Source organism: Streptomyces sp. NPDC006012 (assembly GCF_042871185.1).
Taxonomy (GTDB): Bacteria; Actinomycetota; Actinomycetes; order Streptomycetales; family Streptomycetaceae; genus Streptomyces.
In genome coordinates this window covers 259,325-283,762 of sequence record NZ_JBIAIE010000004.1, presented here as the reverse complement: position 1 = coordinate 283,762, position 24,438 = coordinate 259,325, and the positions used below count along the sequence as shown (strand labels likewise).

Genomic DNA, 24,438 nt, shown 5'->3' with positions numbered 1-24,438 from the left:
GTGTCCGAGTCACGACCACCGGAACCTGAGTACCGGCATCGATGTCAGTGCCCGCCGATAGCCTCTGCGTCATGCCCGCTCGTATCACCGACCCCGAGCAGCTCAAGGAGTTGCTCGGCATCCCGTTCACCCCGGAGCAGACGGCCTGCATCACCGCGCCGCCCGCCCCGCAGGTGATCGTGGCCGGAGCCGGGTCGGGCAAGACCACGGTCATGGCGGCCCGCGTGGTCTGGCTGGTCGGCACCGGCCAGGTCGCCCCCGAACAGGTCCTCGGCCTGACCTTCACCAACAAGGCCGCCGGAGAGCTCGCCGAACGCGTCCGCAAGGCGCTGATCAACGCCGGTGTCACCGACCCCGACGTCATCGACCCGGACAACCCGCCGGGGGAGCCGGTCATCTCCACCTATCACGCCTTCGCCGGCCGCCTCCTGGCCGACCACGGCCTGCGCATCGGGCTGGAGCCGACGTCCCGGCTCCTCGCCGACGCCACCCGATACCAGCTCGCCGCGCGCGTGCTGCGCGAAGCCCCCGGCCCCTACCCGGCGCTCACCCGCTCCTTCGCCGACCTGGTCAGCGACCTGCTCGCGCTCGACGCCGAACTCTCCGAACACCTCGTGGGCCCGGCGGACCTGCGGACCTGGGACACCGGGCTGCTGCGCACCCTGGAGGGCGCAAAACTCACCAACGCCGACCTGCGCAAGGTCCCCGAGGCGGCCGCGGCCCGCCGTGAACTCGCCGGCCTGGTGCTGCGCTACCGGGCCGCCAAACGCGAGCGCGACCTGCTCGACTTCGGCGACCAGATCGCGCTGTCCGCCGACCTCGCCGCGATCCCGGAGGTCGGCCGGGTGCTGCGCGACGAGTTCCGGGTGGTGCTGCTCGACGAGTACCAGGACACCTCGGTGGCCCAGCGGGTCCTGCTGGCCGGGCTGTTCGGCGGGGGCACCGGCCATCCCGTGACCGCCGTCGGCGACCCCTGCCAGGCGATCTACGGCTGGCGCGGTGCCTCCGTCGCCAACCTCGACGACTTCCCCGAGCACTTCGCGCACCCCGACGGCCGTCCCGCCACCCGGCAGGCGCTCAGCGAGAACCGCCGCAGCGGCGGTCGCCTCCTCGACCTCGCCAACGACCTCGCCGAACCCCTGCGCGCGATGCACGCGGGCGTGCAGGCCCTTCGCCCGGCCCCCGGAGCCGAGCGGGACGGCACGGTCCGCTGCGCCCTGCTGCGCACCCACGGCGCGGAGATGGCCTGGCTCGCCGACTCCATCGCCCACCTCGTACGCACCGGGAAGGCACCCGGTGAGATCGCCGTCCTGTGCCGCACGGCGACCGACTTCGCCCAGATCCAGGGCGCGCTCGTCGCCCGCGACATCCCCGTCGAGGTGGTCGGTCTTTCCGGACTGCTGCACCTGCCCGAGGTCGCCGACCTCGTCGCCGTCTGCGAAGTCCTCCAGGACCCGGGCGCCAACGCCTCCCTGGTGCGCCTGCTGACCGGCCCGCGCTGGCGGATCGGCGCCCGCGACCTCGCCCTGCTGGGGCGACGCGCCCGCCTTCTCGTGTCCCACGCGCGCGTGGGCGCCGACGACGACCCCGACCGCAGGCTCGCGGAGGCCGTCGAGGGGATCGACCCGTCCGAGGTGATATCGCTCGCGGACGCGCTCGACACCTTCCTGGAGTCCCCCATGGACGGCGACGGCACCGACGACGGGCTGCCCTTCTCCGCGGACGCGCGCGTGCGCTTCGCCCGCCTCGCCGCCGAACTGCGCGAACTGCGGCGCTCCCTGTCCGACCCGCTGATGGACGTCCTGCACCGCGTCCTCGCCGTCACCGGCCTCGAGGTGGAACTGTCCGCGTCCCCGAACGCCCTCGCGGCCCGCCGCCGCGAGACCCTGTCGAACTTCCTGGACGTCGCCGCCTCCTTCGCCGCGGGCGAGAGCGAGGCCACACTGCTGGCCTTCCTGGGCTTCCTGCGCACCGCCGCCCAGTACGAAAAGGGTCTCGACAACGCCCTCCCCGGAGGCGAGAACACCGTCAAGGTACTCACCGCCCACAGGTCCAAGGGCCTGGAATGGGACGTCGTCGCCGTCCCCGGCCTGGTCAGCGGCACCTTCCCCAGCACCCAGGGCCGGGAGAAGTGGACCTCGCAGGCCAAGGTCCTGCCGCACGGGCTGCGCGGCGACGCCGACACCCTGCCCGACATCGCGAACTGGGACTCGCGGGGCATGAGGGCCTTCCACGAGGACATGAAGGACCACCAGCACACCGAGGAACTCCGCCTCGGCTACGTCACCTTCACCCGTCCCCGCTCGCTGCTCCTCGGCTCCGGCCACTGGTGGGGACCCGCCCAGAAGAAGCCCCGCGGCCCCTCCGACTTCCTGCGGGCGCTGCACGACCACTGCGCCGCCGGGTACGGCGAGATCGAGGCATGGGCGGACGAACCCGAAGAGGGCGAGGAGAACCCGGTCCTGCACGAGGCGGCCGCCGACCGGGCCTGGCCGCTGCCCCTGGACGACGACGCCCTGGCCCGCCGCCGGGCTGCCGCCGAGACGGTCCTCGCCGACCTGGACGGCCTCCCCTCCCACCCGGCCGGCCGGCCGAAGGCCCTGCACGCCGCCGGCACCGTCGACGACCCTGACTGGCCCCCGCCGCCGGACGACGACGCACCCTTCGACGCCGATTCCCCGCATGGCCCCCACGAGAACCAGCCGCCTCACGACGCCTACGACGGCCATCCCCCTCACGGCCCCTACGACGGCGAGTCCTCCCACGCCGCCCGCGGGGAGGACGAGCCCCCCTTCGCTCCCTACGAGGACGAGCCCCCCTTCGCGGAAGACCCGGCCGGATGGGACGAGTGGTCCGCCGACCGTCCGACGGTCCCGCACCAGGCAGCCGCGCCCGCCCCGCCGGTACGCGGGCCCGAGCACACCGACCTCACCCCCGAAGAAGCCCGCACCGTCGCCTCCTGGGACCGCGATCTCGACGCGCTCACCGGAGAACTGCTGCGCGCGCGGGAGCGTGTGACGGACGTCCCACTGCCCGCCACGCTGACCGCGACCCAGGTGCTGCGCCTGGCCGCCGACCCGGACGGGCTCGCACAGGAACTCGCCCGCCCGATGCCGCGCCCACCGCAACCGGCCGCGCGCCGGGGCACCCGCTTTCACGCGTGGGTGGAGGCCCGCTACGAAGAGTTGACGCTGCCGATGCTGGAGCCGGAGGAGCTGCCCGGCACCGACGCCGAGATCGCCGACGAGCGTGACCTTGAAGCGCTCAAGGAGGCGTTCGAACGCACCGAGTACGCACGCCGTACGCCCTACCGCGTCGAGGTCCCGGTCCAGCTCGCCCTGGCCGGGCGTCTGGTGAGAGGCCGGATCGACGCCGTCTACAAGAACGGCGACGGCGACACGGCGACGTACGAGATCATCGACTGGAAGACCGGCCGCGGCCGCACCGCCGACCCGCTCCAGCTCGCGGTGTACCGGCTGGCCTGGGCCGAGCAACAGGACATACCGCCCGAATCCGTCACCGCCGCCTTCCTGTACGTACGCAGCGGCGAGGTCGTACGACCGGCCGGCCTGCCGGACCGGGCGGCGCTCGAAAGGCTGCTCACCGGGGAGCCGCGGCCCGAGTCCCCGGTGTGACGAACAGCCCGATCAGGATGCCCGTACGGGCCGATAGGCTCGATGTCATGAGCCAGACCCCGGACGACGCCGTCCGCGCGTACATCGAGCAGCACCGTCCCGTGTTCCTGGACGACCTCGCGGAGTGGCTGCGCATCCCGTCCGTGTCGGCCCAGCCGGACCACGCACCCGACGTACGGCGCAGCGCCGACTGGCTCGCCGCCAAGCTCAAGGAGACCGGTTTCCCCACCACCGAGGTCTGGGAGACCGCGGGCGCCCCCGCTGTCTTCGCCGAGTGGCCCGCGGACGATCCCGAGGCACCCACGGTCCTCGTCTACGGCCACCACGACGTCCAGCCGGCCGCCCGCGCGGACGGCTGGGACAGCGAGCCGTTCGAGCCCGTCGTCCGGGACGGCCGCCTCTACGCGCGCGGGGCAGCCGACGACAAGGGCCAGGTGTTCTTCCACACACTCGGCGTCCGCGCCCACCTCGCGGCCACCGGCCGCACCGCCCCCGCCGTCCACCTCAAGCTGCTGATCGAAGGCGAGGAGGAAGCCGGCTCTCCGCACTTCCAGGCGCTCATCGAGGAGCGGGCCGGCCGGCTCGCCGCCGACGCCGTGATCGTCTCCGACACCGGCATGTGGTCCGCGGACACCCCGACCGTCTGCACCGGCATGCGGGGGGTCGCCGAGTGCGAGATCCGGCTGTACGGACCCGACCAGGACATCCACTCGGGTTCCTTCGGCGGCGCCGTACCCAACCCGGCCACCGCCGCGGCCCGTCTCGTCGCCGCCCTGCACGACGAGCACGCGCGCGTGGCGATCCCGGGCTTCTACGACGGCATCGTCGAACTCACCGACCGCGAGCGGGAACTCTTCGCCGAACTGCCCTTCGACGAGCCGCAATGGCTGCGCACCGCCAAGTCGCACGCCGCCCACGGCGAAGCCGGACACACCACCCTGGAACGTGTCTGGGCACGCCCCACCGCCGAGGTCAACGGCATCGGCGGCGGCTACCAGGGCCCCGGGAACAAGACGATCATCCCGTCCTCGGCGATGGTGAAGCTTTCCTTCCGGACGGTCGCGGGCCAGGACCCCGACCACATCGAGAAGGCCGTCCGGGTCTGGGCCGCGGACCAGGTACCCGAGGGGATTCGCTGCGAGATCGACTTCGGCAGCGCCACGCGCGCGTGCCTGACCCCGCTGGACCACCCCGCCCTGCAGTCCGTCGCCCGCGCCATGGGCCGAGCCTTCGGCAAACCCGTCCGCTTCACCCGCGAGGGCGGCTCAGGTCCGGCCGCCGGCCTTCAGGAGGTCCTCGACGCCCCCGTGCTGTTCCTGGGCATCTCCGTACCCTCCGACGGCTGGCACGCACCCAACGAGAAGGTCGAGCTGGACCTGCTCCTCAAGGGCGTCGAGACCAGCGCCTACCTGTGGGCCGACCTGGCGGAGAACTGGCGCCATGAGCCCTGAAACGACGCGGCGCGGAGCGGCTGCGCCCGCGCGGCACACTGGAAGGACCACCCTGCCCGCACCGCACCCGCCCGACCCGGTTCCCTCCCGCCCTTCGTCCCGCTGAACCACCTGCCGAACCCAACCGTTCCACTGGGGGAGTTGGAAGCACCCGTGACCACCTGGACCGACCAATCCGCCGACCGACCCATCTCGCTCACCGCTCCCAGCGGCATCGACCGTGCCGCCCACCACCGCCTCGACGAGGCATGGCTCGCGGCGGCGTGGAGTCACCCCACCACCCGCTGTTTCGTGGTCTCCGGCGGCCAGGTCCTCATCGACGAGACGGCGGACGGCCGCACCGAACTCGTCATGACCCCGTCCTTCGAGGCCCCTCTCACCGAGGCGCACCGCTACTTCCTGGGCACCGACGAGGACGGGGTGAGCTATTTCGCACTCCAGAAGGACTCGCTGCCCGGCCGTATCGACCAGTCCGCCCGCCCGGCCGGGCTGCGCGAGGCAGGTCTGTTCCTGTCGCCGCGCGACGCCGGCCTGATGGTGCACGCGGTCGGCCTGGAGAACTGGCAGCGCACCCACCGTTTCTGTTCGCGCTGCGGTGAGCGCACGGTGATCGCCGCCGCGGGACACATCCGCCGCTGCCCGGCCTGCGGCGCCGAGCACTACCCGCGCACCGACCCCGCCGTGATCATGGCCGTCACCGACGACGAGGACCGCATCCTGCTCGGCCGTCAGGTCCACTGGCCCGAGGGCCGCTTCTCCACGCTGGCCGGATTCGTCGAGCCCGGCGAGTCCATCGAGCAGTCGGTGCGCCGCGAGGTCTTCGAGGAGGCCGGCATCACCGTCGGCCCGGTCGAGTACGTCGCGAGCCAGCCCTGGCCGTTCCCGTCCAGCCTGATGCTGGGATTCATGGCCCACGCCACCTCGACCGCCATCGAGGTCGACGGTGACGAGATCCACGAGGCGCGCTGGTTCTCCCGCGAGGAACTGCGGGCCGCCTTCGAGTCCGGCGAGGTGCAGCCGCCGTACGGCATCTCCATCGCCGCCCGCCTCATCGAACTGTGGTACGGCAAGCCGTTGCCCACCCGCAGCTTCGTCTGAGAACCGGGCGCAGCGGCGCGTCCAAGACACCGAAGGGGTGGCGGTCCGGCCGGGACCGCCACCCCTCGACGTCGACGTGCCTGCCTCCTCGTTCAGCACCGGCTCAGACCGCATGACGGGTGTTCCGTCACCGTCGCGGACCACAGTGCCATCGGCACGTGCGTACTCCCCGAGCAGCGAGCGGCTGCCCAATACGGCTCACTGTGGTCGGCGTCCACCTGGCTCCCCGAGGCTTCGGGTCCGGCAGCCGGGTCGTGCTCTCGCCTGCCACCGCACGGATACGAGCGATGTCCTGAGCCGTGGGCCTCTGCGACCACTGCCAGGATCTTGGCGATGGTTGCCCCACGGCTGCGAAACGTCGAATCCCTCTTTGCAGGAGATCAGGCCCTTACCGTTCGCCTCGCACACGGTGGCAGAGCTACGTCGCCGGGAGTGAAGGCCAACTGGTCACGACCGTCAGCGGTGAGCCCCACGGGAGTCGGAGTCGCGTCGAAGCCCTGCTCTTTCAGCGCGAGGCGGTGGGCATGGAGGGCATGTGCGTTGTGCGGTGCCGGGCGTTCCACCGACCCACCCCGGCGAAAGACCGCCCTCCGCGTTCGCCATGCCTCCGACCAGCGCCTCACCTCTGGCCGCCATGTCGATCACGCTACCGTCAGGTCGGCCTCGTACAGGCCGGGCATGCAAAAGACCCCCGATCCCGCGCCAGGCCGGTCGGGGGTCGTGTGTGTCATGTGGGTCAGACGCCGAGCGCCTGCTTCACCTGGGCAAGGCTCGGGTTCGTCATCACGACCTCAGTCCCGCCGCTGGAGGGCACTACCTGAACCGTCGGCACAGTCTGGTTCCCGCCGTTCGCCTTCTCCACGAACGCGGCGGACTCGGGATCCTGCTCGATGTTGATCTCGGTGTACGCGATGCCCTCCCGGTCCATCTGACTCTTCAGCCGACGGCAGTAGCCGCACCAGGTCGTGCTGTACATCGTCACAGTGCCCTGCATCTCGTCGCGCTCCTCTGGCAACTCGGGGTAGGTGGCCCGCTGGGGCAACGTACGTCATCGGGCCGGCATTCCCGCCGGGGGTGTCCGGCCGGACACCCCCGCCGCATCGGCCGGACACGGCTCCTGCCGCATTAACCGGACACGGCTCCTGCCGCATTAATACGACTGCAAGGGTCTGCCTGTGGACAACCGCCTCAGGCGTCTCCGGCGACCTGGCAGCATGGCCGTGTGACAGCAGCAACGCACTCCACCCTCTTCCCGCAGGCACCGGACTCGGCCGACGCGGTGCTCGAAGGGCTCGACCCCGAGCAGCGCGAGGTGGCCACCGCCCTGCACGGCCCGGTGTGCGTGCTGGCCGGGGCCGGCACGGGCAAGACACGGGCGATCACCCATCGCATCGCCTACGGAGTGCGGGCGGGCATACTCCAGCCGTCCACCGTGCTCGCGGTCACCTTCACCAACCGTGCCGCCGGCGAGATGCGCGGCCGCCTGCGCCAGCTCGGCGCGCAGGGTGTCCAGGCCCGCACCTTTCACTCCGCCGCGCTGCGTCAGCTCCAGTTCTTCTGGCCGAAGGCGATCGGCGGTGCCATGCCGCGGCTGGTCGACCGCAAGGCCTCGCTCGTCGCGGACGCGGCCGCCGCCTGCCGCATCCGCCTCGACCGGGGCGAGCTGCGCGATGTCACTGCCGAGATCGAATGGTCCAAGGTCACCCAGACGATCCCCGGCGACTATCCGCTCGCCGTCGCCAAGGCCGGCCGTGAGACGCCCCGTGACGCCGCCGAGATCGCCCAGCTCTACTCGGCGTACGAGGACCTCAAGCGGGACCGCTCGGTCATCGACTTCGAGGACGTCCTGCTGCTGGCGGTCGCGATCCTGCAGGACCGGCACGACGTGGCCGAGCAGGTCCGCGCCCAGTACCAGCACTTCGTCGTCGACGAGTACCAGGACGTCAGCCCCCTCCAGCAACGGCTGCTGGAGCTGTGGCTCGGCAACCGGGACAGCTTGTGCGTGGTCGGCGACGCCAGTCAGACGATCTACTCGTTCACGGGGGCAACCCCTGATCACCTCCTCGACTTCCGGGTCCGCCATCCCGGTGCCACCGTCGTCAAGCTGGTCCGCGACTACCGCTCCACCCCCCAGGTCGTGCGCCTCGCCAACGGCCTGCTCGCCCAGGCCCACGGCCGGGCCGCCGACCACCGCCTGGAGCTGGTCTCCCAGCGGGCCGCGGGCCCGGAGCCCGTGCACACCGAGTACGCGGACGAGCCCGCCGAGGCCGAGGGCGCGGCCCGCCGCATCCGTGAACTCATCGACAGCGGGGTTCCGGCCGCGGAGATCGCGATCCTGTTCCGTACGAACTCCCAGTCCGAGACCTACGAGCAGGCCCTCGCCGACGCTGGCGTGTCCTACCAGTTGCGGGGTGCCGAGCGATTCTTCGACCGTCCCGAGGTGCGCAAGGCGGGTATCAAACTGCGCGGCGCGGCCCGCTTCGGCGGTAACGACGAGCTGCTGGACGACGCCGTGGACCTGCCCTCCCAGGTGCGCGCGGTCCTGTCGGGGGAGGGCTGGACCAGCGAGCCCCCGGCCGGCTCCGGAGCGGTCCGGGAGCGCTGGGAATCCCTGGCGGCCCTGGTCGGTCTGGCGCACGACTTCGCGGCCGCCCGGGCAGGCGCCACCCTGAGCGACTTCGTGGCGGAACTCGACGAGCGGGCGAACGCCCAGCACGCCCCGACCGTCCAGGGGGTCACCCTCGCCTCACTGCACGCGGCCAAAGGGCTGGAGTGGGACGTCGTCTTCCTGGCCGGCGTCGCCGAGGGCATGATGCCGATCAGCTACGCCAAGACCGACGAACAGGTCGAGGAGGAGCGCCGGCTCCTCTACGTCGGTGTGACCCGTGCGCGGGAGCGGCTGTATGTCTCCTGGTCGCTCGCCCGGTCCCCCGGCGGTCGTCCCAGCCGCAGACCGAGCCGTTTTCTCGACGGTCTGCGCCCCGGTTCCACGGGCACGGTCGGCCGTTCGGCGGGCGGCGCCCCGGGTGGTGTCGAGCGGGGCGCGGCGACGGGTGTTGCGCCCGCGCCCCGGCGTACCCAGCGCACCCCGGCCCGGTGCCGGGTCTGCGGCTGCACGCTCACCGATGCCGGCGAGATGAAACTGATGCGCTGCGACGGCTGCCCGTCCGACATGGACGAGGGCATCTACGAGCGGCTGCGCGAGTGGCGTGCGGAGCAGGCACGGCGAACCGGCCAGCCAGACTTCTGTGTGTTCACCGACAGGACACTGATGGCCATCGCCGAGTCCGTGCCCGACGACTATCCCGAGCTGTCCCGGATCCCCGGCGTCCGGGCCCGCAAGCTCAAGCTCTACGGGGCCGAGGTTCTGGCCATCTGCGCAGGCCGGAGTGTCGGGGAAGAAGGCGGACGCGACTGATGCGAACTCGTCGAAAAAACAGTTTGCGCATGGCCCGGCAATCCCCATAGGTTCTAGGCACGGAAACAGCGGCCTTCTCGGAGGCACTGATTCCGTGTTCTACTTGCATATCTGAGCGGACTGGTTCACCCCAGTCCCCGAGACGCCGAGAGGAGGCGAGTCCAGTGATCACCATCAACATCAGCACCAGTGTCGATTCCGTCAGCGTGGCCAAACTGACCGATCGCTCGGCCGTCTCCTCGTGCATGCTCGGCGCCTCGTCCCTGGCCACCGGTCTGTCCGGCATTCGTGTCGCACGGCCGGCGTCCTCTGTGTCTCTCGCGGGTCTTCCCGTCAATGAGCGCAACGAACGACCGACCAAGGCACTGGAAGCAGCGGCGGCACAGGCGCAGACCTATGCCTTTGCAGCGGCCGGTGCCGGATTCCGGAAGCAGGCGACGCAGCACCACCTGATGTGGGCCTTCCGTGGGCCAGAACCCTGGAGTGATCCAGCCTGATTGATCAGGCCGGCGCCTTCAGGGCCGCGGAACCCCATCCGGGATCCGCGGCCCTTCTGTTTTCCCCGAACAGGGACGACGGAACGAAGGGGCCTCGGGACAGGAAAAGAACCCGGTACCAAGCCGAAACCCGGTCAACCAGACCGGACCGACCAGACGAGGAAGACGAACCGTGCAACTCGAAGCGCACGCCCCGTCCGTACCGCCTTCAGAAACGATCTCCCCGCCCGTCCCCACGGAGGACTCCGCCTTGATTCCGCTCACTGCGCTCACCGCGCTCGACGACGCCATCGAGAACCTCGGCGTACCCGTCCCCTGCCGTTCCTACGACCCCGAAGTCTTCTTCGCGGAGTCGCCGGCGGACGTCGAGTACGCCAAGTCCCTCTGCCGTACCTGCCCGCTGATCGAGGCATGCCTCGCCGGTGCCAAGGAGCGGCGTGAGCCCTGGGGCGTCTGGGGCGGCGAGCTGTTCGTCCAGGGTGTCGTCGTCGCCCGGAAGCGGCCCCGTGGCCGCCCGCGCAAGAACCCGGTCATGGCATGAACATCCCGGGAACCATCGATCGCCCCCTCACGCTCGACCCCAAGAAGCAGGCCCCGATGAAGCCGTCAACCAGCGAGCCCACTGGCTTCGCGACCCAGGATTTCACCACCACCGGCGCGATCGACTCGCGTCAGAACAGGACCCGAGAGATGCAACTCATCCCAGAAGCCCTGGCTCGTGCGCATATGCACGACCGGCTGCACGATGCCGACCGGGAGCGCCGGGCCTTGCGCCTGGCGACCGCCCGGCGGATGCAGCGCCGGGCCGAGCGCGCCTCGCTGCGCGCCCGCCGTGCACTCGCCATGGCAGTGATGCAGTAGCCGGTCACACCTGAAGCGGTGGCCTCCCGGTCCAGGGAGGCGAAGCCTCCCCGCGGGGGCCGGTCCGTCCGAACGGACCGGCCCCTGCGGTGCGTTGCGCTCGTCCAGCCCCGCCGTGGAGTTATCGTCACCGAGTGACGAGTCTTTCCGAAGACGGTGACCACGGCGGCCCCACCATGGCGCCCCATCCCCTCGTGTGCGCCCGTTGTGGCACCCCCTCTGCCGCCCCCCAGCCCGTGACCTGGACCTGTTCGGTGGAGAACGGTGTCCGTCAGTACTTCTGCGACCGCTGCTCCCGGGAACACCTCAGAGCGATCGAGGGCCGGCTGGACTCGTCCTCGTGGTGAACGGGCTCACGCCTGTGCGGCCGGCTCCTGCACGGTCGGGTCCTCCTCGGGGCCGAACCCGGGAAGCCACTCATCCAGCTCCTCCCGCAGCCGCACCGTCGCGCCCAGTTGGCACAGGACGCCGATGGTGCTCAGCGTCACACGGTGGATCAGGAGGTAGGCAGGCGGCAGGTTGAGCTGCTTGCCCAGCTGGTAGGCGGGGGAGCGGGGATCGGCGATCCGGGCCGCCTGGCTGCGCATCCAGGCGCGGGTGAACGTGAACTCGTCCACCCGGGCCGGTTCGATGATCGGCAGGAGGTAGTCGAGGACGGCGTCCGGGTCCAGTTCTATGGAGTCCTTGACGAAGCCCTCGGCCCGGAGCATGTCGTAGACCTCGTCGGCTTCGCCGTCCAGGGTCATGCGCAGAGCGTCGCCGATCGGTGTCGGCAGACCGCCGGGGAGGCGGTCGACGGTGCCGAAGTCCAGCACGCCCAGGCGCCACTCGCCCTCGTCCTCGGGGATGCCGGGGAGCAGACGGAAGTTGCCCGGGTGCGGGTCGGCGTGCAGGAGTCCGGTGCGGGCCGGACCTGAGAAGAGGAAGCGGGCCAGGAGCTGACCGGCCCGGTCCCGCTGTTCCTGCGTACCGTCCGTGATCGCCTCGGAGAGCGGGATTCCCTCGATCCACTCGGTGATCAGTACCTGGTCGCACTGGTGCACGACGGCCGGGACCACCACGTCCGGGTCGTCCCGGAACTCGTCCGCGTGTGCCTGCTGGGCCTGGGCCTCCAGCCCGTAGTCCAGCTCCTCGGAGACGCGGTCCCGCAGCTCGGAGATCAGCGGTTTGACGTCCATGCCGGGAACGAGAGGCCCCAAGAGGCGGGCAAATCGACTCAATTGACCCAGGTCGGACAGGAGGGCTTCGCCGGCTCCGGGGTACTGCACCTTGACCGCCACCTCGCGGCCGTCGCGCCACACCGCCCGGTGCACCTGGCCGATCGAAGCCGCCGCGGCCGGTTTGTCCTCGAACTCGGAGAACAGCTCGCGCCAGTCCGCCCCGAGCTGTGCCTCCAGGACCGCGTGCACGGTGCGGGTGGGCATCGGGGGAGCCGCTTCCTGGAGCTTGGTCAGGGCTGCCCGGTAGGGGCCGGCGACCTCCTCGGGCAGCGCCGACTCGAAGACCGAGAGGGCCTGCCCGAACTTCATCGCACCGCCCTTCAGCTCGCCGAGGACCTTGAACAACTGTTCCGCCGTCCGCTGTTGCAGCTCGCGGCCGACGATCTCCGCGGACTCGCCCACGATCCGCTTGCCCAGGCCCCAGGTCGCCCGGCCGGCGAAGCCGAGCGGGAGCGCGGCGAGCTTGGCGGTCCGGGTGACCGCCTTGCGGGGAAGATCAGACATGCGCCCTCCAAGTCCCAGCCGGCCTCGCTGCGTCCATGGTGCCTCGTTGCTCAGTCGACGGCCGATGCTCCCCCATTGTCTCGTGTGGTTCCCCCTGCGTGGAGACGTGTTCTTCCTTACCTCGCCGTGCGGCCCCGCAGGGGCATGCGGGATGAGGTGGGACGGGCCGCGCGTGCCATTGCAGCCCCGGCAGCGCGGCCTCCCAGCGTGCGCCCGTGCTCGACGGCGGCTCCCCGTCGAGGAAGGCCAGCGCGTGCGCGGCCGCCAGCCCGGCGGTCGTGGCCGCCAGCGCCAGGTCGCAGGGTGCCACCGGACGGGCCCGGCCGGAACGCCACTGCGCGACCAGGCGGGGCCAGACCGGGTCCCGGTCCGTGCGGTGCTGGTGCAGACAGCCGGCGCAACCGGTCTCGCCCGGTAGGACGAGCGGCCCGACGACCGCGGTCGCCTCCACGACGCCGCAGTACAGGTGGGGTGTTCCGGAGATCAGGAAAGGCTCGGCGGCGGCCGGGTCCGGGGTGTGCACGAGGACGTCGTCGCGCGGTGCGAGGATCACCAGGGAGAAGCCGGGGTCCTCGGCGGGGGACGGCCAGGTGCGGGTGCGGCGCGGTGGGCGGTGGGGCGCCGCCCTGCGGACCGCCTGCCGCGCGGCCTCGTCCCGGCGCTCGCCCGCCGACTCTGCCGACAGCCCGCCCGGGGCGACGTCCCACGGCTCGACCTGGCCGCCGTCGCGCACGTCGACCTCGCCGACCCCCGCGCCGGACAGCAGTGAGGCGAGGACGGCGCCGACCCGGCCGACGCCTCTGACCTGTACACGTAGAGAACGGCGGGCGGCCAGGCGGTCGATCGCGTCACCCGGCTCGGAGGTCGTCAGGGAGAGCGACGCCAGATCGGGGCGCAGCCGGTCGAGCAGGTCTGTCCTCTCCCGCAGGGCCGCGCCCGCCGGCCCGCCGCCGCGCGCGTCGTCGAGCAGTCCGGCCCGGGCGAGCCGGCGGACCAGCGCGTCGACCTGGTTGCCGGGCAGATCCATCCGGTGCCCCTCGTCGCGCAGGAGCGGCAGTCCCCGCGTGCCGTTGAGCAGTTCCAGAAAACTGCCTGTCGCCGTGTCCACCGGACCCAGTGTCAGCGCGTGCGCCGGTGTCATGCCGAACTGCACGGTGTTGAGGTCGCGCCAGCCCCGGCGGAACGCAGGCTTCATCATCGGATGCATCTTTTCCCCCGTATTGCCCGGTGATTCCTGGTTACTGGATGATTCCTCGTTGTTCCTCAAGATCCAGAAAAGTTCCCTGTGTGTCTCCTGTGCCGGACGGGACCGGTCATGTCTCGCCGACGAGTGCCAGCATGCCCACCGCACCGAGTCGCCGCCGAAAGTTGTCCACAGGTGGTGGATATTCGTCGTACAAATCAGACGCATGGTGGGGGAACGGCACTGATCCGTCCCGGACCCGGGACTTCCCCCATGTGCAGCGGGTAACGTCAGGGCGTGCCCGCCGACCCACCGCACCGCGCCGGAAAGCCACAGCGCAGCACGACGAGTCAGCCGCCGAGCAGCTCGGGGACGAGCGCGATCGAGGTCCGCAGAAGCGCCCGGCGCCGCCGGACGGTCTCCGCGTACCGCGAGGGAGATCGCACCGTCGTGCTGATCCCCGCCCGCATGTCCGAGGCGGAGGAGCGACGCTGGGTGACCCTCATGCTCGACAAACTCGCCGCCCAGGAGAACCGGCGGGTGCTGGGCGACGCGGAACTGTCCGAGCGGGCCCAGCGGCTGTCGGACCAGTACTTCGAGGGCCGGGCCCGGCCCGCCTCGGTACGCTGGGTCACCAATCAGAACACGCGATGGGGTTCCTGCACCCCCGCCGAGGGCAGCATCCGGCTCTCGCACCGCCTCCAGGGCATGCCCGAGTACGTCATCGACTACGTGCTCTGTCATGAACTCGCGCATCTGCTGGTGCCCGGGCACGGGCCGCGGTTCTGGCGGCTGCTGGAGGCATACCCGCGGACCGAGCGGGCGCGCGGCTACCTGGAAGGGGTGGCCGCGGCGGACCGGCTGCCGCATGGACCCGGCGTGCAGGACGAGTGAACGGACCTCCGGAGCGGCCCCCGCCGCGTCCCGGAAGGCGGTTGTGCACCGGGTCCCTACCGGCTTCGTCCGATGTCGGAGTTTGCCGTTAGCCTGGCGCGACGCACTTGTATCCGGGATGGGGGACGGTCGTTACGCATGGTCAGGGAATTCCAGCGCGGCCACAAGGCAAGGATCAACGAGCTCACCGCGGGCACGGATCTGTACGTAGGGGTGCAGATCTCCGCCCCAGGACTGAGCTTCGACATCAGCTGTTTCGGTCTCGACGTCGACGAACGCCTCTCGGACGACCGGTACTTCATTTTCTTCAACCAGCCGAAGTCCCCTGAGGAGTCCATCCAGTTGCTGGGTGCCCAGGCGGGGGACACGGAGTCCTTCCGGGTCACGCTGGAGCGGATCCCGTCGCAGATCCAGAAGCTGTCGTTCACGGCGACCATCGACGGCGCCGGGCAGATGTCGCAGGTCCAGCCCGGATACATCCGCATCGTGGCGGGCGGCGAGGAGGTGGCCCGCTACGCGTTCGACGGATCGGAATTCTCCACCGAACGGGCCGTGATGCTGGGCGACTTCTACCTGAAGGACGTGTGGCGGTTCGCGGCCGTCGGCCAGGGCTTTGACGGCGGTCTCGAAGCGCTGCTGAAGAACTTCGGCGGTGAGGTGCTGGAGGAGGCTCCCGAGGATGCCTCGCAGCAGTCGCAGGCCGGCGCCGTTCCCGGCTTCGCCCCGCCCGCCCAGACCTCCGCCCCGCCCGCGTTCGGCGTCCCGGCGGCCCCGGCCCACGCGTCCGCCCCGGCTCCGGCCGCCACGGCTCAGACACCCGCGCCCGCCCCGGCCCCCGCACCGGCTCCCGCCCCGCAGGGCTTCACACCCCCGCCGGGTGTCACGCCGCACCCGCCCTCCGCCCCGGCGCCCGACGTGTATGCCGCGCCGACCGTCGCCGCCCCCCTGGCCGCGCCGCCCGGCGGCACCGTGCCGCCCCCGGCCCCCGCGCCCTACGGCCCGCCCGGCACTCCGAGCGCACCCCTGCCGCCCGGCTACGGCCAGCCCCCGGCCCCGCCCGCCCCCGCTGCACCACCCGGTTACGGCCACCCCGCTCCGCCACCCGGTTACGGGCAGCCGACTCCGCCCCCCGGCTACGGGCAGCAGCCCCCGCTCGGCCAGGTTCCCGGCGCGCAGACCGCGGCCTACGCCGTGCCGCGGACAGCGCCCCAGGGCGCCGCCGGGGTGACCGCGGCGCTCCAGCAGTTCAAGGAGACGGCCACCGGGCAGCGCTGGACCCAGCAGAACAGCAAGCTCATCCGGGTCGACCTCGGCATCGGCGACCAGCCCGTGCTGGCCCGGCAGGGCAGCATGGTGCTCTACCAGGGCAAGGTCGACTTCAGCTACAAGGGCGCGGGCTTCGCCGGCCGGATCGTGGGCAATGCCACCGGCCAGGAGATGCAGCTGATGCGCTGCACCGGAAGGGGCCAGGTGTTCCTCGCCGAGGAGGCCACCCGACTCCACCCCGTCGAACTCCAGGGCGACGCGATCTGCGTCTCCTCCGAGAACGTCCTCGCCTTCGACGAAAGCCTCCAGTACGAGGTCCGGCGCATCGAGGGACACGGCATTCCCGGCGGAGCCCTGTTCACGATGCAGTTCCAGGGGACCGGCACCGTGATCGTCAAGACGCACGGCACGCCCGTCGTCCTGCCCGTCACCCCGACCACGTTCGCCGACTCCAACGCGGTGGTCGCCTGGTCGGCCGCCTCCCAGGTGATCGTCTCCAGCCAGGTCCGCATGCGCCGCAACGCCTACCCGGGCGACACCGGCGAAGGCGTCAACCTGCAGTTCCGGGGCGCACCCGGCAACTTCATCGTCGTCCAGCCGTACGAGGTCTGAGGGAGTCCGTCATGAACCAGCCGCTCGCGGGCTACGCCCCCGCACCGGTCACCGCCCGCATGGAGAACCACGGCGACCACATGCTGAAGGTCGCCCTGCAGACCGGGAACGACCTCCTCGCGCGCGTGGGCTCCATGGTCGCCTACGAGGGCTTCGTCCAGTACGAGCCCAACCCGCCGGCCGTCCGCCAGATCGCCCGTGACTGGGTCACCGGCGAGGGCACGCCGCTGATGAAGTGCTCCGGCGACGGCCTGCTCTACCTCGCCGACTACGGCGCGCACGTCGTCGTGATCAACCTCGACGGCGACGGCATCTCCGTCAACGCCACCAATCTGCTCGCCTTCGACGCCCAGCTGTCCTGGGGCGTGGAGCGGGTCAAGGGGCTCGCGAAGTTCGCCGGACAGGGCCTGTGGAACACCAGGATCTCCGGGCAGGGCTGGGTCGCCCTGACCTCCCGGGGCACGCCGATCGTCGTCGACTGCGGCGGTGGCGAGGACGAGACGTACGTGGACCCGGACGCGCTCGTCGCGTGGTCCCCGAACCTCAAGGTCAAGGGCAAGCGGAGTTTCAAGGCGCAGTCGCTGATCGGCCGGGGCAGCGGCGAGGCGTTCCAGATGGCCTTCTCCGGTCAGGGCATCGTCGTCGTCCAACCCAGCGAGGACAGCACCGACCGCCTCCGGATCCGGAGCTGAGGGGGACCAAGAGCCATGCAGAGCCCGCTTTTCGCCTACAACGACCAGCAGACCCAGGAGCGCTGGAGCCTGCAGAACAAGCAGCTGCTCCGGGTCAATCTGGAGGGCCACGACGACGTCCTCGCCCGCAAGGGCACGATGGTCGCCTACCAGGGCCTCGTCGAGTTCGACGCCGAGTACCGCAGCACCGGCCAGGCACACGCGCGTGCGTACACCGGGGAGGGCCTGGACCTGATGCGCTGCCACGGGCAGGGCACGGTCTTCTTCGCCAACCTCGCCCAGTACGTCCATGTGGTCGACGTCGAGCGGGAGGGCCTGACGGTCGACAGCAGCTACGTCCTCGCCCTGGACTCCTCCCTGCACTACGAGGTCATCGCCGTGGACAGCCTGTACGGCATCTCGGGGTCCGGGAAGTACCAGCTCAACATCACCGGCCGCGGCCGGGTCGCGCTCATGACCTCGGGCGTGCCGCTCATGATGCAGGTGACACCCGACCGGTACGTCAACTGCGACGCCGACGCGATCGTCGCCTGGTCCACGGGCCTGCGCGTCCAGATGCAGGCCCAGACGCATTCCTCCGGTGTGTGGCGGCGCCGGGGCAACACCGGTGAGGGCTGGGAGCTGAGTTTCATGGGCAGCGGTTACGCGCTCGTGCAGCCCAGCGAACTGCTGCCGCCGCAGCATGCAGCGATCGGCTCGGGCATCGCCGCACAGTTCGGCATGGGCCAGCAGGGGGCGTACGGACAGAACCAGGGGAACGTCTGGAGCTGAGCGCCGGCGCGGGGCGCCGACGGGCACAAGGCCCGTGGGCCGATGTGTTCCGGGGCGCCCGTTTCCTGGGGCAGTCTCCTGCGCCTTTCCCGCCGCACGGGGCGCGTGCGGCGCGAGACGCCGCGGCCCGCGTCACGCGCGGGCCGCGCTCACAGACGCGCGCGGGCGGCCGTCAGCAGCCGGACGACCGACATGTCCGCCACCTCGGCCACCTCGTCGTACCCGAACCAGCGCACGTCGAGGGATTCGTCGCTGATCGCGTGTGCCGCGCCCGGTGCTGCCAGAGCCGCGTACTGGACGTCGAAGTGACAGTGGCAGGGCGCCGGGATGGCATGCCGGTCCAGGCGGACCGGACCGCCCGGCAGCAGGGTGAGCCCGGCGATGCCGGACTCCTCGGTGGCCTCGCGCAGCGCCGCCGCTGCCAGCGACACGTCCCCCGGCTCGCAGTGACCGCCCATCTGGAGCCACATCCGCAGCTTCCTGTGCAGCGTGAGCAGCGCCCTCCCGCGCTCGGGATCGATCACCAGGGCGCTCGCCGTCACATGCCCCGCGGTGCAGGCCTTCCACATGCCGTCCGGGTGCACCGAGAGGTGGTCCAGATAGGACTGGCGCAGTTCTCCCTGGTCCTCGTACGCCTTCAGTACGAGGACCGCGTCGTCGTGAAGACTCACTCGGTGCCGTCACCCTCTGCGCCGTCGGCGTCGTCCTTCGCGTCGCCCTTCTTCAGGTTCGGCTTTTCTGCCGGACCGCCGGCCGCCTCGCCGAGCATCTTGTCCAGCTCGGAGAAGTCCAGCTGCTCCCGGTGGACGAAGCCGTCCGGGTCGTCCAGGTCGGTCGCTGTCGGCAGCATGTCCGGATGGGCCCACAGGGCGTCCCGCCCGTCGACACCGCGCGCGTCCGTGAGGGACGCCCACAGCCGGGAGGCGTCCCGCAGCCTGCGGGGACGCAGCTCAAGACCGATCAGCGTGGCGAAGGTCTGCTCGGCCGGCCCGCCCGTGGCACGACGGCGGCGCAGCGTCTCGCGCAGGGCGTCAGCGGACGACAGGCGCGGTTTCGCGGCCGTGTGCACCACCGCGTCCACCCAGCCCTCGACGAGCGCCAGCGCCGTCTCCAGACGCGCCAGAGCGGCCTTCTGCTCGGGCGTGTCCTCCGGCTGGAACATGCCCTGCTGGAGGGCGTCCTGCAACTGCTCCGGGTTCTGCGGGTCGAACTGGCCGACGACGTCCTCCAGCTTGGCCGTGTCGACCTTGATCCCGCGCGCGTACCCGTCGACCGCGCCGAACAGGTGCGAGCGCAGCCACGGCACGTGCGCGAACAGGCGCTGGTGGGCCGCCTCGCGCAGCGCGAGATAGAGCCGCACCTCGTCCTTGGGGACGCCCAGGTCCTTGCCGAACGCCTCGATGTTCAGCGGCAGCAGCGCGGCCTTGCCCGCCGGGCCGAGCGGCAGGCCGATGTCGGTGGAGCCGACGACCTCGCCCGCGAGCACGCCGACGGCCTGCCCGATCTGTGTGCCGAACATGGCGCCGCCCATCGAGCGCATCATGCCGATCAGCGGGCCCGCCATGGCCTGCATCTCCTCCGGCAGGACGTCGCCCATGGCCGCGCCGACCCGCTCGGCGACCGGGTCGACCAGTTCCTTCCAGGCCGGAAGGGTGGCCTCGACCCATTCCGCGCGGCTCCACGCCACCGCGGTGCCGGCACCGGACGGCAGGGACGTCGCGTCGTCCAGCCACAGGTCGGCCAGGCGCACCGCCTCCTGGACCGCGGAGCGCTCGGCGGGGCCGACACTCGCGTCCTTGACGCCGTCCTGGGTGCCCTGCGAGACCGTCTGGCGGGCGATCTGCTTGGCCATGTCCCAGTTCACCGGGCCGCCCTCGTAGGAGAGCATCTGGCCCAGCTGCTGGAACGCGGCGCCCAGGTCGGTGGGGTTCAGCGAACCGAACATGGCAGCGAACGGATTGTCGCCGCCCGGGCCGCCGAAGCCGCCGGCTCCGGTCAGCCCGAAACCGAACGGGTTGGCCGGTCCCTGCTCACCACCGCTCTGCTGGTCCTTCTTCTTGCCCTCGTCGCCGTTCTCCGGCTCCTCCGGCGGAAGGCCGAATCCGAATGGGGTGTCACTCACGGGATTCCTCGGCTGGTAAGGCCGCCGGTTGTCTCCGACGGCGCGGCTGCCCGACAACACCACCCAGCGTAGACACCAAGACCCGATCGGGCCTCGGTGCTTCGCCGACTGTCGGCCTGCGGCAGGATGGATGCCACCTGGTACGTACGCGTCCTACGGGTACGTACTGAAGACAACCGCTGGAGACGCCTGGTGAGTTCCCCAGATCCGCAGGTTCGCGCAGCGCGAAACCACGCAACCCCACCCGCCATGCGCGGGCCCGTCGTCGCGGTCACCGGCGCCGCGACCGGGGTCGGCGCGCTGCTCACCGCGCGGCTCGCCGCGTCCGATGAGGTCAAGCAGGTCGTCGCGATCGACGAGCGGCGCGGCGAGTGCGCGGCGGCCCAGTGGCACATCCTCGACGTACGGGACCCGGCCATCGCGGACCGGCTGCGCGGCGCGGACGTGGTCGTCCACCTCGCGCTGGACCTGGATCTGGAGACCGACGCGGTGGCCCGTACGGCGTACAACGTGCGCGGCACGCAGACCGTGCTGACCGCGGCCGCGGCGGCCGGCGTGCACCGAGTGGTGCTGTGCACCTCCGCGATGGTCTATGGGGCGCTGCCGGACAACGAACTGCCCCTCTCGGAGGACGCGGAACTGAAGGCGACCGCGGAGGCGACCGGGGTGGGGGACCTGCTGGAGATCGAGCGGCTGGCCCGGCGCGCGCCGCGGGCGCATCCCGGGCTGAACGTCACCGTGGTGCGGCCGGCCGTCCTGGTCGGCGGCACCGACACGGCACTGACCAGGTACTTCGAGTCGCCGCGGCTGCTCGTGGTGGCCGGTTCCCGGCCCGCCTGGCAGTTCTGCCACGTCGAGGACCTGTGCGGCGCGCTGGAGTACGCCGTCCTGGAGAAGGTCGACGGGGAACTGGCCGTGGGGTGCGACGGCTGGCTGGAGCAGGAGGAGGTCGAGGAGCTGAGCGGGATCCGGCGGATGGAGCTGCCGTCGGCCGTCGCCCTGGGGGCGGCGGCCCGGCTGCACCGGATCGGGCTCACTCCGTCGCCGGCCGGGGACCTGGCGTACACGATGTACCCCTGGGTGGTCAGCGGGAGCCGGCTGCACGATGCCGGATGGCGGCCCCGGTGGACCAACGAGGAGGTGCTCGCCGAACTGCTGGACGAGGTCTCCGGGCGGCACACCGTGGCCGGGCGGCGCCTCGGCCGCAAGGACGCGACCGCGGCGGGCGCCGCGGGTGCGACGGTCGCCCTGCTGGGCGCGGCCGCCGTGGTCCGGCGGGCGCGCAAGGCACGGCGGCGGATCTGACCGGATCCCGCCCGCTGCGGAGGCTCTGGACGTGTGGACGACCGGTACGCGCGCGTACCGCGCGAACCCGCGCTTCCGGGTTCTCCGCGTGGTGCGGCACGATGGCCCCATGGAACCCATGAACGCTCACCCCGGCGAGCAGGCGGCTCAGGATCCCATCAGGCTCATCGGCATCCGCCGGGCCGCGCTCTCCGTGGACGAGGTGTTCCAGGCAGTGGGCGACGCCGCGGCGGGCGGTATCGCCCTGTTCGTGGGAACGGTGCGCAACCACGACGGGGGCACCGACGTCGACCGGCTCGGATACTCGTGCCATCCCAGCGCCGAGGCCGAGATGCGCCGGATCGCCGAGAAGGTCGTCGCGGAGTACCCGGTCCGGGCGCTTGCCGCGGTGCACCGGGTGGGGGATCTCGGCATCGGTGATCTCGCCGTCGTGGTCGCGGTGGCCTGCCCGCACCGGGCGGAGGCCTTCGAGGCCTGCCGCAAGCTGATCGACGACCTGAAGCACGAGGTGCCGATCTGGAAGCACCAGACGTTCTCCGACGGTACCGAGGAGTGGGTGGGCGCATAGCCGCGGCACGGCGGCCCCCGGACCAGCACGGTGCCGGCGGAGATTCTTCGCCCTCGCATGCGGCGCGTTCGGTCCCCGGCCTACGTCCCGTTCGGTCCCCGGACTACGGGGCGCGACTGCCGAGCAGCTTCCGGTTGCGTAACCGTACCCCTGGCGTGAGCGTTGTCAGTGCGCATGGTTAATCTGCTGATCAGTAAGTTGCGGACGGTCATGGGGTTGGGAGGTCGGCATGGCGGTGCTTGCCTGGTTGCTGATTCCGCTTGTCGCCGCGATAGGCGCTGGTCTGTGGGGAAGCTGGGCCAATCGGACCCGGAAGACGCGTAGTGACGGGCCCGAACTGGACGGCTATGCGCGGTTCTGCGCGGCGATGGAGAGGTCGCACTCCGGTTCGTGAGACCCCGGGTGGGGGCGGATCCTGGGCGGGGTGCCCTGACGCTGTGCTGACAGTGACGTCCCGTAGTGTCGGAGCATGCCACGCCGCACCGCGACGATGCTCGCCTCCACCTTGATGCTGATCGCGCTCCTGTGCGCGGGTGTGCTCCTTTCCGTCCCGTACTCGGAGATGTCCCCGGGACCCACGGTGAACACCCTGGGGGAGCACGACGGCGAGCCGGTGCTGCAGATCTCCGGTCACCAGACATATCCGGCCACCGGCCACCTCAACATGACCACGGTCCGGGTCACCAGCGCCGACTACAAGATGAACCTGGTCGAGGCCGTCTACGGCTGGCTGGCGCACGACGAGAAGGTCGTGCCGCACGACACGCTCTACCCGGAGGGCCAGACCGAGGAGCAGTCCACCCAGGAGAACGCCGAGGAGTTCAGTCAGTCCCAGGAGAGCGCGAAGGTCGCCGCCCTGAAGGAACTGGGCGTCCCGGTGCAGTCCTGGGTGATCGTCTCCACCGTCGTCAAGGACTCTCCCGCCGAGGGCCGGCTGCACGCCGGTGACGTGGTCAAGGCCGTGGACGGCACTCCCGTGAAGCAGCCGTCCGACGTCGCGGAACTGGTGACCAAGCACAAGCCCGGGCAGGACGCCGTCTTCACGATCATCCCGGCCAAGGAACAGGCCGCCGCCGAGAAGCAGCACCGGAAGCCGACCGCCACCCAGGAGGTGACGATCACCACGAAGAAGTCCGCGGACACCGGGCCCGAGCGCGCCATCGTGGGGATCTCCGCGGGGACCGACCACACCTTCCCGTTCACCATCGACATCAAGCTCGCCGACGTGGGCGGGCCGAGTGCCGGTCTGATGTTCTCGCTCGGCATCTACGACAAGCTCACCCCCGGCGACCTCACCGGCGGCAAGTTCGTCGCCGGTACCGGCACGATCGACGACGACGGCAAGGTCGGCCCGATCGGCGGCATCGATATGAAGACCGTCGGGGCCCGCGACAAGGGTGCCCAGTACTTCCTGACGCCCGCGGACAACTGCGCCGCGGCGGCCAAGGACACCCCGAGCGGGCTGACCCTCGTGAAGGTCAAGACCATGAAGGACGCCCTGGGCGCCCTGGCCGACATCCGCAACGGGGACACGGCCGCCCTGCCGAAGTGCATGGCCAAGGGCTGAGCGGCCGCACCCCGCACCCCACGCACCGGGCAGAGCCGGCAGTGAAGCAGACGTAGGCGTACAGGTATCCGACACGCCGGGGACGTGCCTGACCGGCAGGGGTCCCCCAGGGGCCGGTCCGGCAGCCCGGGCCGGCCCTCGCAGGTCGCGTCGTCGATTCTCGGTCGGGAGCGTCATCCGGCGGTCGTCGCCGCAGGCCCCCGAACGCCGTCGTCAGTCCGCGAACGTCGCCGTCAGCGCGTCCGCCAGGCCCGGCACCAGGGCGGGGCCGGTGAGCACCTCCGTCGCGGTGTCCTTCTCGCGCAGCCGCAGGGCCGACTCACGGGTGCCGTCGCGCAGGACCGCGACCGTCATCCGGACCTCCTGGCGCTCGGGGTGGTTCGCCACCCACGCCGTCAGCTTCGCGCCGTCCAGCCCCTGCGGGACCTGGGCCTCGACGGACGGCGGCAGCATCAGACGCTCCACCGTGAGTGCGCAGCCGGCCACGGCGTCGGGCCAGGCGATGGTGCCGAGGAAGTCGTCGAGCGGCTTGCTCGCGGGGATCTCGTCCTGCTCGATCGGCGTGAGCCCGGAGGGGGTCTCCGGCGCGTCCGGCAGGTCGAGCTGGGTGGCGAGCGCGGGTTCCTCGGCCCGCAGCCGCGCCGTGTCGACGAGGGCGAAGAGGCGAGCGGGCTGGTCCCAGCCGAGGCCGGATACGTACTCGTCGATTTCGAGTACGGCCCGGGTGAGCGGGTTCGCTGCCATGGGAGTGTTGGACATGGTCACAATCCTGCC

The 24,438-nt window shown here is 71.3% G+C and carries 20 protein-coding genes and 1 pseudogene; 14 read left to right on the top strand and 7 right to left on the bottom strand.

The genetic code is table 11. From position 1 onward, the window contains the following. Nucleotides 1–71: 71 nt before the first annotated feature. From ACFYPJ_RS10730 to nudC, 3 genes are all read left to right on the top strand, one after another. Complete coding sequence (locus tag ACFYPJ_RS10730; protein ID WP_389013619.1) at nt 72–3,635, top strand: UvrD-helicase domain-containing protein; 3,564 nt, start codon at nt 72–74, stop codon at nt 3,633–3,635. Between the two features lie 47 nt (nt 3,636–3,682). Continuing rightward, nucleotides 3,683–5,086, top strand: coding sequence for a dipeptidase (locus ACFYPJ_RS10725; protein ID WP_389013616.1), 1,404 nt, complete (start codon nt 3,683–3,685; stop codon nt 5,084–5,086). A gap of 153 nt (nt 5,087–5,239) precedes the next feature. Further along, complete coding sequence (gene nudC / locus ACFYPJ_RS10720; protein WP_389013613.1) at nt 5,240–6,184, top strand: NAD(+) diphosphatase; 945 nt, start codon at nt 5,240–5,242, stop codon at nt 6,182–6,184. Nucleotides 6,185–6,591: 407 nt separating this feature from the next. On the opposite strand, the pseudogene ACFYPJ_RS10715 reads toward nudC, so the two are convergent. After that, nucleotides 6,592–6,820 (bottom strand): annotated as a pseudogene (locus ACFYPJ_RS10715) (aminoglycoside phosphotransferase family protein); the annotation flags it as partial. Nucleotides 6,821–6,920: 100 nt separating this feature from the next. Next, entirely contained in the window at nt 6,921–7,178 is a 258-nt protein-coding gene (locus ACFYPJ_RS10710) for a mycoredoxin (RefSeq protein ID WP_128127492.1), read from the bottom strand. Nucleotides 7,179–7,406: 228 nt separating this feature from the next. Here ACFYPJ_RS10710 and ACFYPJ_RS10705 point away from each other — a divergent pair, with 228 nt between their 5' ends. The 4 genes from ACFYPJ_RS10705 (at nt 7,407) to ACFYPJ_RS10690 (ending at nt 10,960) form a co-directional block, all read left to right on the top strand. Beyond that, entirely contained in the window at nt 7,407–9,602 is a 2,196-nt protein-coding gene (locus tag ACFYPJ_RS10705) for an ATP-dependent DNA helicase UvrD2 (RefSeq protein ID WP_389013610.1), read from the top strand. Nucleotides 9,603–9,775: 173 nt separating this feature from the next. Then, a complete protein-coding gene (locus tag ACFYPJ_RS10700) occupies nt 9,776–10,099 on the top strand; it encodes a hypothetical protein (protein ID WP_389014024.1) in 324 nt (107 codons plus the stop codon). Between the two features lie 172 nt (nt 10,100–10,271). Then, nucleotides 10,272–10,640 carry a WhiB family transcriptional regulator gene (locus ACFYPJ_RS10695; protein WP_389013607.1) on the top strand — a complete coding sequence of 123 codons (369 nt, stop codon included), beginning with the start codon at nt 10,272–10,274 and terminating at the stop codon, nt 10,638–10,640. Beyond that, nucleotides 10,637–10,960 carry a hypothetical protein gene (locus ACFYPJ_RS10690; RefSeq protein ID WP_389013604.1) on the top strand — a complete coding sequence of 108 codons (324 nt, stop codon included), beginning with the start codon at nt 10,637–10,639 and terminating at the stop codon, nt 10,958–10,960. The genes ACFYPJ_RS10695 and ACFYPJ_RS10690 overlap by 4 nt, the downstream gene beginning before the upstream one ends. Nucleotides 10,961–11,313: 353 nt before the next feature. Here the strand turns inward: ACFYPJ_RS10690 and ACFYPJ_RS10685 are convergent, their stop codons facing one another. Then, nucleotides 11,314–12,684, bottom strand: coding sequence for an ABC1 kinase family protein (locus ACFYPJ_RS10685; protein ID WP_389013600.1), 1,371 nt, complete (start codon nt 12,682–12,684; stop codon nt 11,314–11,316). Beyond that, on the bottom strand, nt 12,677–13,891 hold the full coding sequence (locus ACFYPJ_RS10680) for a TOMM precursor leader peptide-binding protein (protein ID WP_389013597.1): 1,215 nt from the start codon (nt 13,889–13,891) through the stop codon (nt 12,677–12,679). Before ACFYPJ_RS10680 ends, ACFYPJ_RS10685 begins: the two co-directional genes overlap by 8 nt. A 273-nt stretch (nt 13,892–14,164) precedes the next feature. Here ACFYPJ_RS10680 and ACFYPJ_RS10675 point away from each other — a divergent pair, with 273 nt between their 5' ends. From ACFYPJ_RS10675 to ACFYPJ_RS10660, 4 genes are all read left to right on the top strand, one after another. Next, a complete protein-coding gene (locus ACFYPJ_RS10675; RefSeq protein ID WP_389013594.1) occupies nt 14,165–14,761 on the top strand; it encodes a M48 family metallopeptidase in 597 nt (198 codons plus the stop codon). A gap of 138 nt (nt 14,762–14,899) precedes the next feature. Then, nucleotides 14,900–16,639, top strand: coding sequence for a TerD family protein (locus ACFYPJ_RS10670; protein WP_389013591.1), 1,740 nt, complete (start codon nt 14,900–14,902; stop codon nt 16,637–16,639). A gap of 11 nt (nt 16,640–16,650) precedes the next feature. Further along, nucleotides 16,651–17,331, top strand: a complete 681-nt coding sequence (locus ACFYPJ_RS10665) for an AIM24 family protein (RefSeq protein WP_389013588.1) — start codon at nt 16,651–16,653, stop codon at nt 17,329–17,331. Between the two features lie 15 nt (nt 17,332–17,346). Further along, complete coding sequence (locus ACFYPJ_RS10660) at nt 17,347–18,102, top strand: AIM24 family protein (RefSeq protein ID WP_389013585.1); 756 nt, start codon at nt 17,347–17,349, stop codon at nt 18,100–18,102. Nucleotides 18,103–18,251: 149 nt separating this feature from the next. On the opposite strand, the gene ACFYPJ_RS10655 is transcribed toward ACFYPJ_RS10660, so the two are convergent. Together ACFYPJ_RS10655 and ACFYPJ_RS10650 are read right to left on the bottom strand one after the other, a co-directional pair. Continuing rightward, on the bottom strand, nt 18,252–18,773 hold the full coding sequence (locus ACFYPJ_RS10655) for an NUDIX hydrolase (protein ID WP_389013582.1): 522 nt from the start codon (nt 18,771–18,773) through the stop codon (nt 18,252–18,254). Next, complete coding sequence (locus tag ACFYPJ_RS10650; protein ID WP_389013579.1) at nt 18,770–20,224, bottom strand: zinc-dependent metalloprotease; 1,455 nt, start codon at nt 20,222–20,224, stop codon at nt 18,770–18,772. Before ACFYPJ_RS10650 ends, ACFYPJ_RS10655 begins: the two co-directional genes overlap by 4 nt. A 192-nt stretch (nt 20,225–20,416) precedes the next feature. Between ACFYPJ_RS10650 and ACFYPJ_RS10645 the strand changes: the two genes are divergently transcribed. The 3 genes from ACFYPJ_RS10645 to ACFYPJ_RS10635 all read left to right on the top strand — a co-directional run bounded on the left by ACFYPJ_RS10645 (nt 20,417) and on the right by ACFYPJ_RS10635 (nt 23,664). Next, nucleotides 20,417–21,529, top strand: a complete 1,113-nt coding sequence (locus tag ACFYPJ_RS10645; protein ID WP_389013577.1) for an SDR family oxidoreductase — start codon at nt 20,417–20,419, stop codon at nt 21,527–21,529. Between the two features lie 109 nt (nt 21,530–21,638). After that, nucleotides 21,639–22,097, top strand: a complete 459-nt coding sequence (locus ACFYPJ_RS10640) for a molybdenum cofactor biosynthesis protein MoaE (RefSeq protein ID WP_389013574.1) — start codon at nt 21,639–21,641, stop codon at nt 22,095–22,097. Between the two features lie 469 nt (nt 22,098–22,566). Next, nucleotides 22,567–23,664, top strand: a complete 1,098-nt coding sequence (locus ACFYPJ_RS10635) for a PDZ domain-containing protein (protein WP_389013571.1) — start codon at nt 22,567–22,569, stop codon at nt 23,662–23,664. Between the two features lie 213 nt (nt 23,665–23,877). Here the strand turns inward: ACFYPJ_RS10635 and ACFYPJ_RS10630 are convergent, their stop codons facing one another. After that, complete coding sequence (locus ACFYPJ_RS10630) at nt 23,878–24,423, bottom strand: PPA1309 family protein (protein WP_389013569.1); 546 nt, start codon at nt 24,421–24,423, stop codon at nt 23,878–23,880. Nucleotides 24,424–24,438 lie beyond the last annotated feature (15 nt).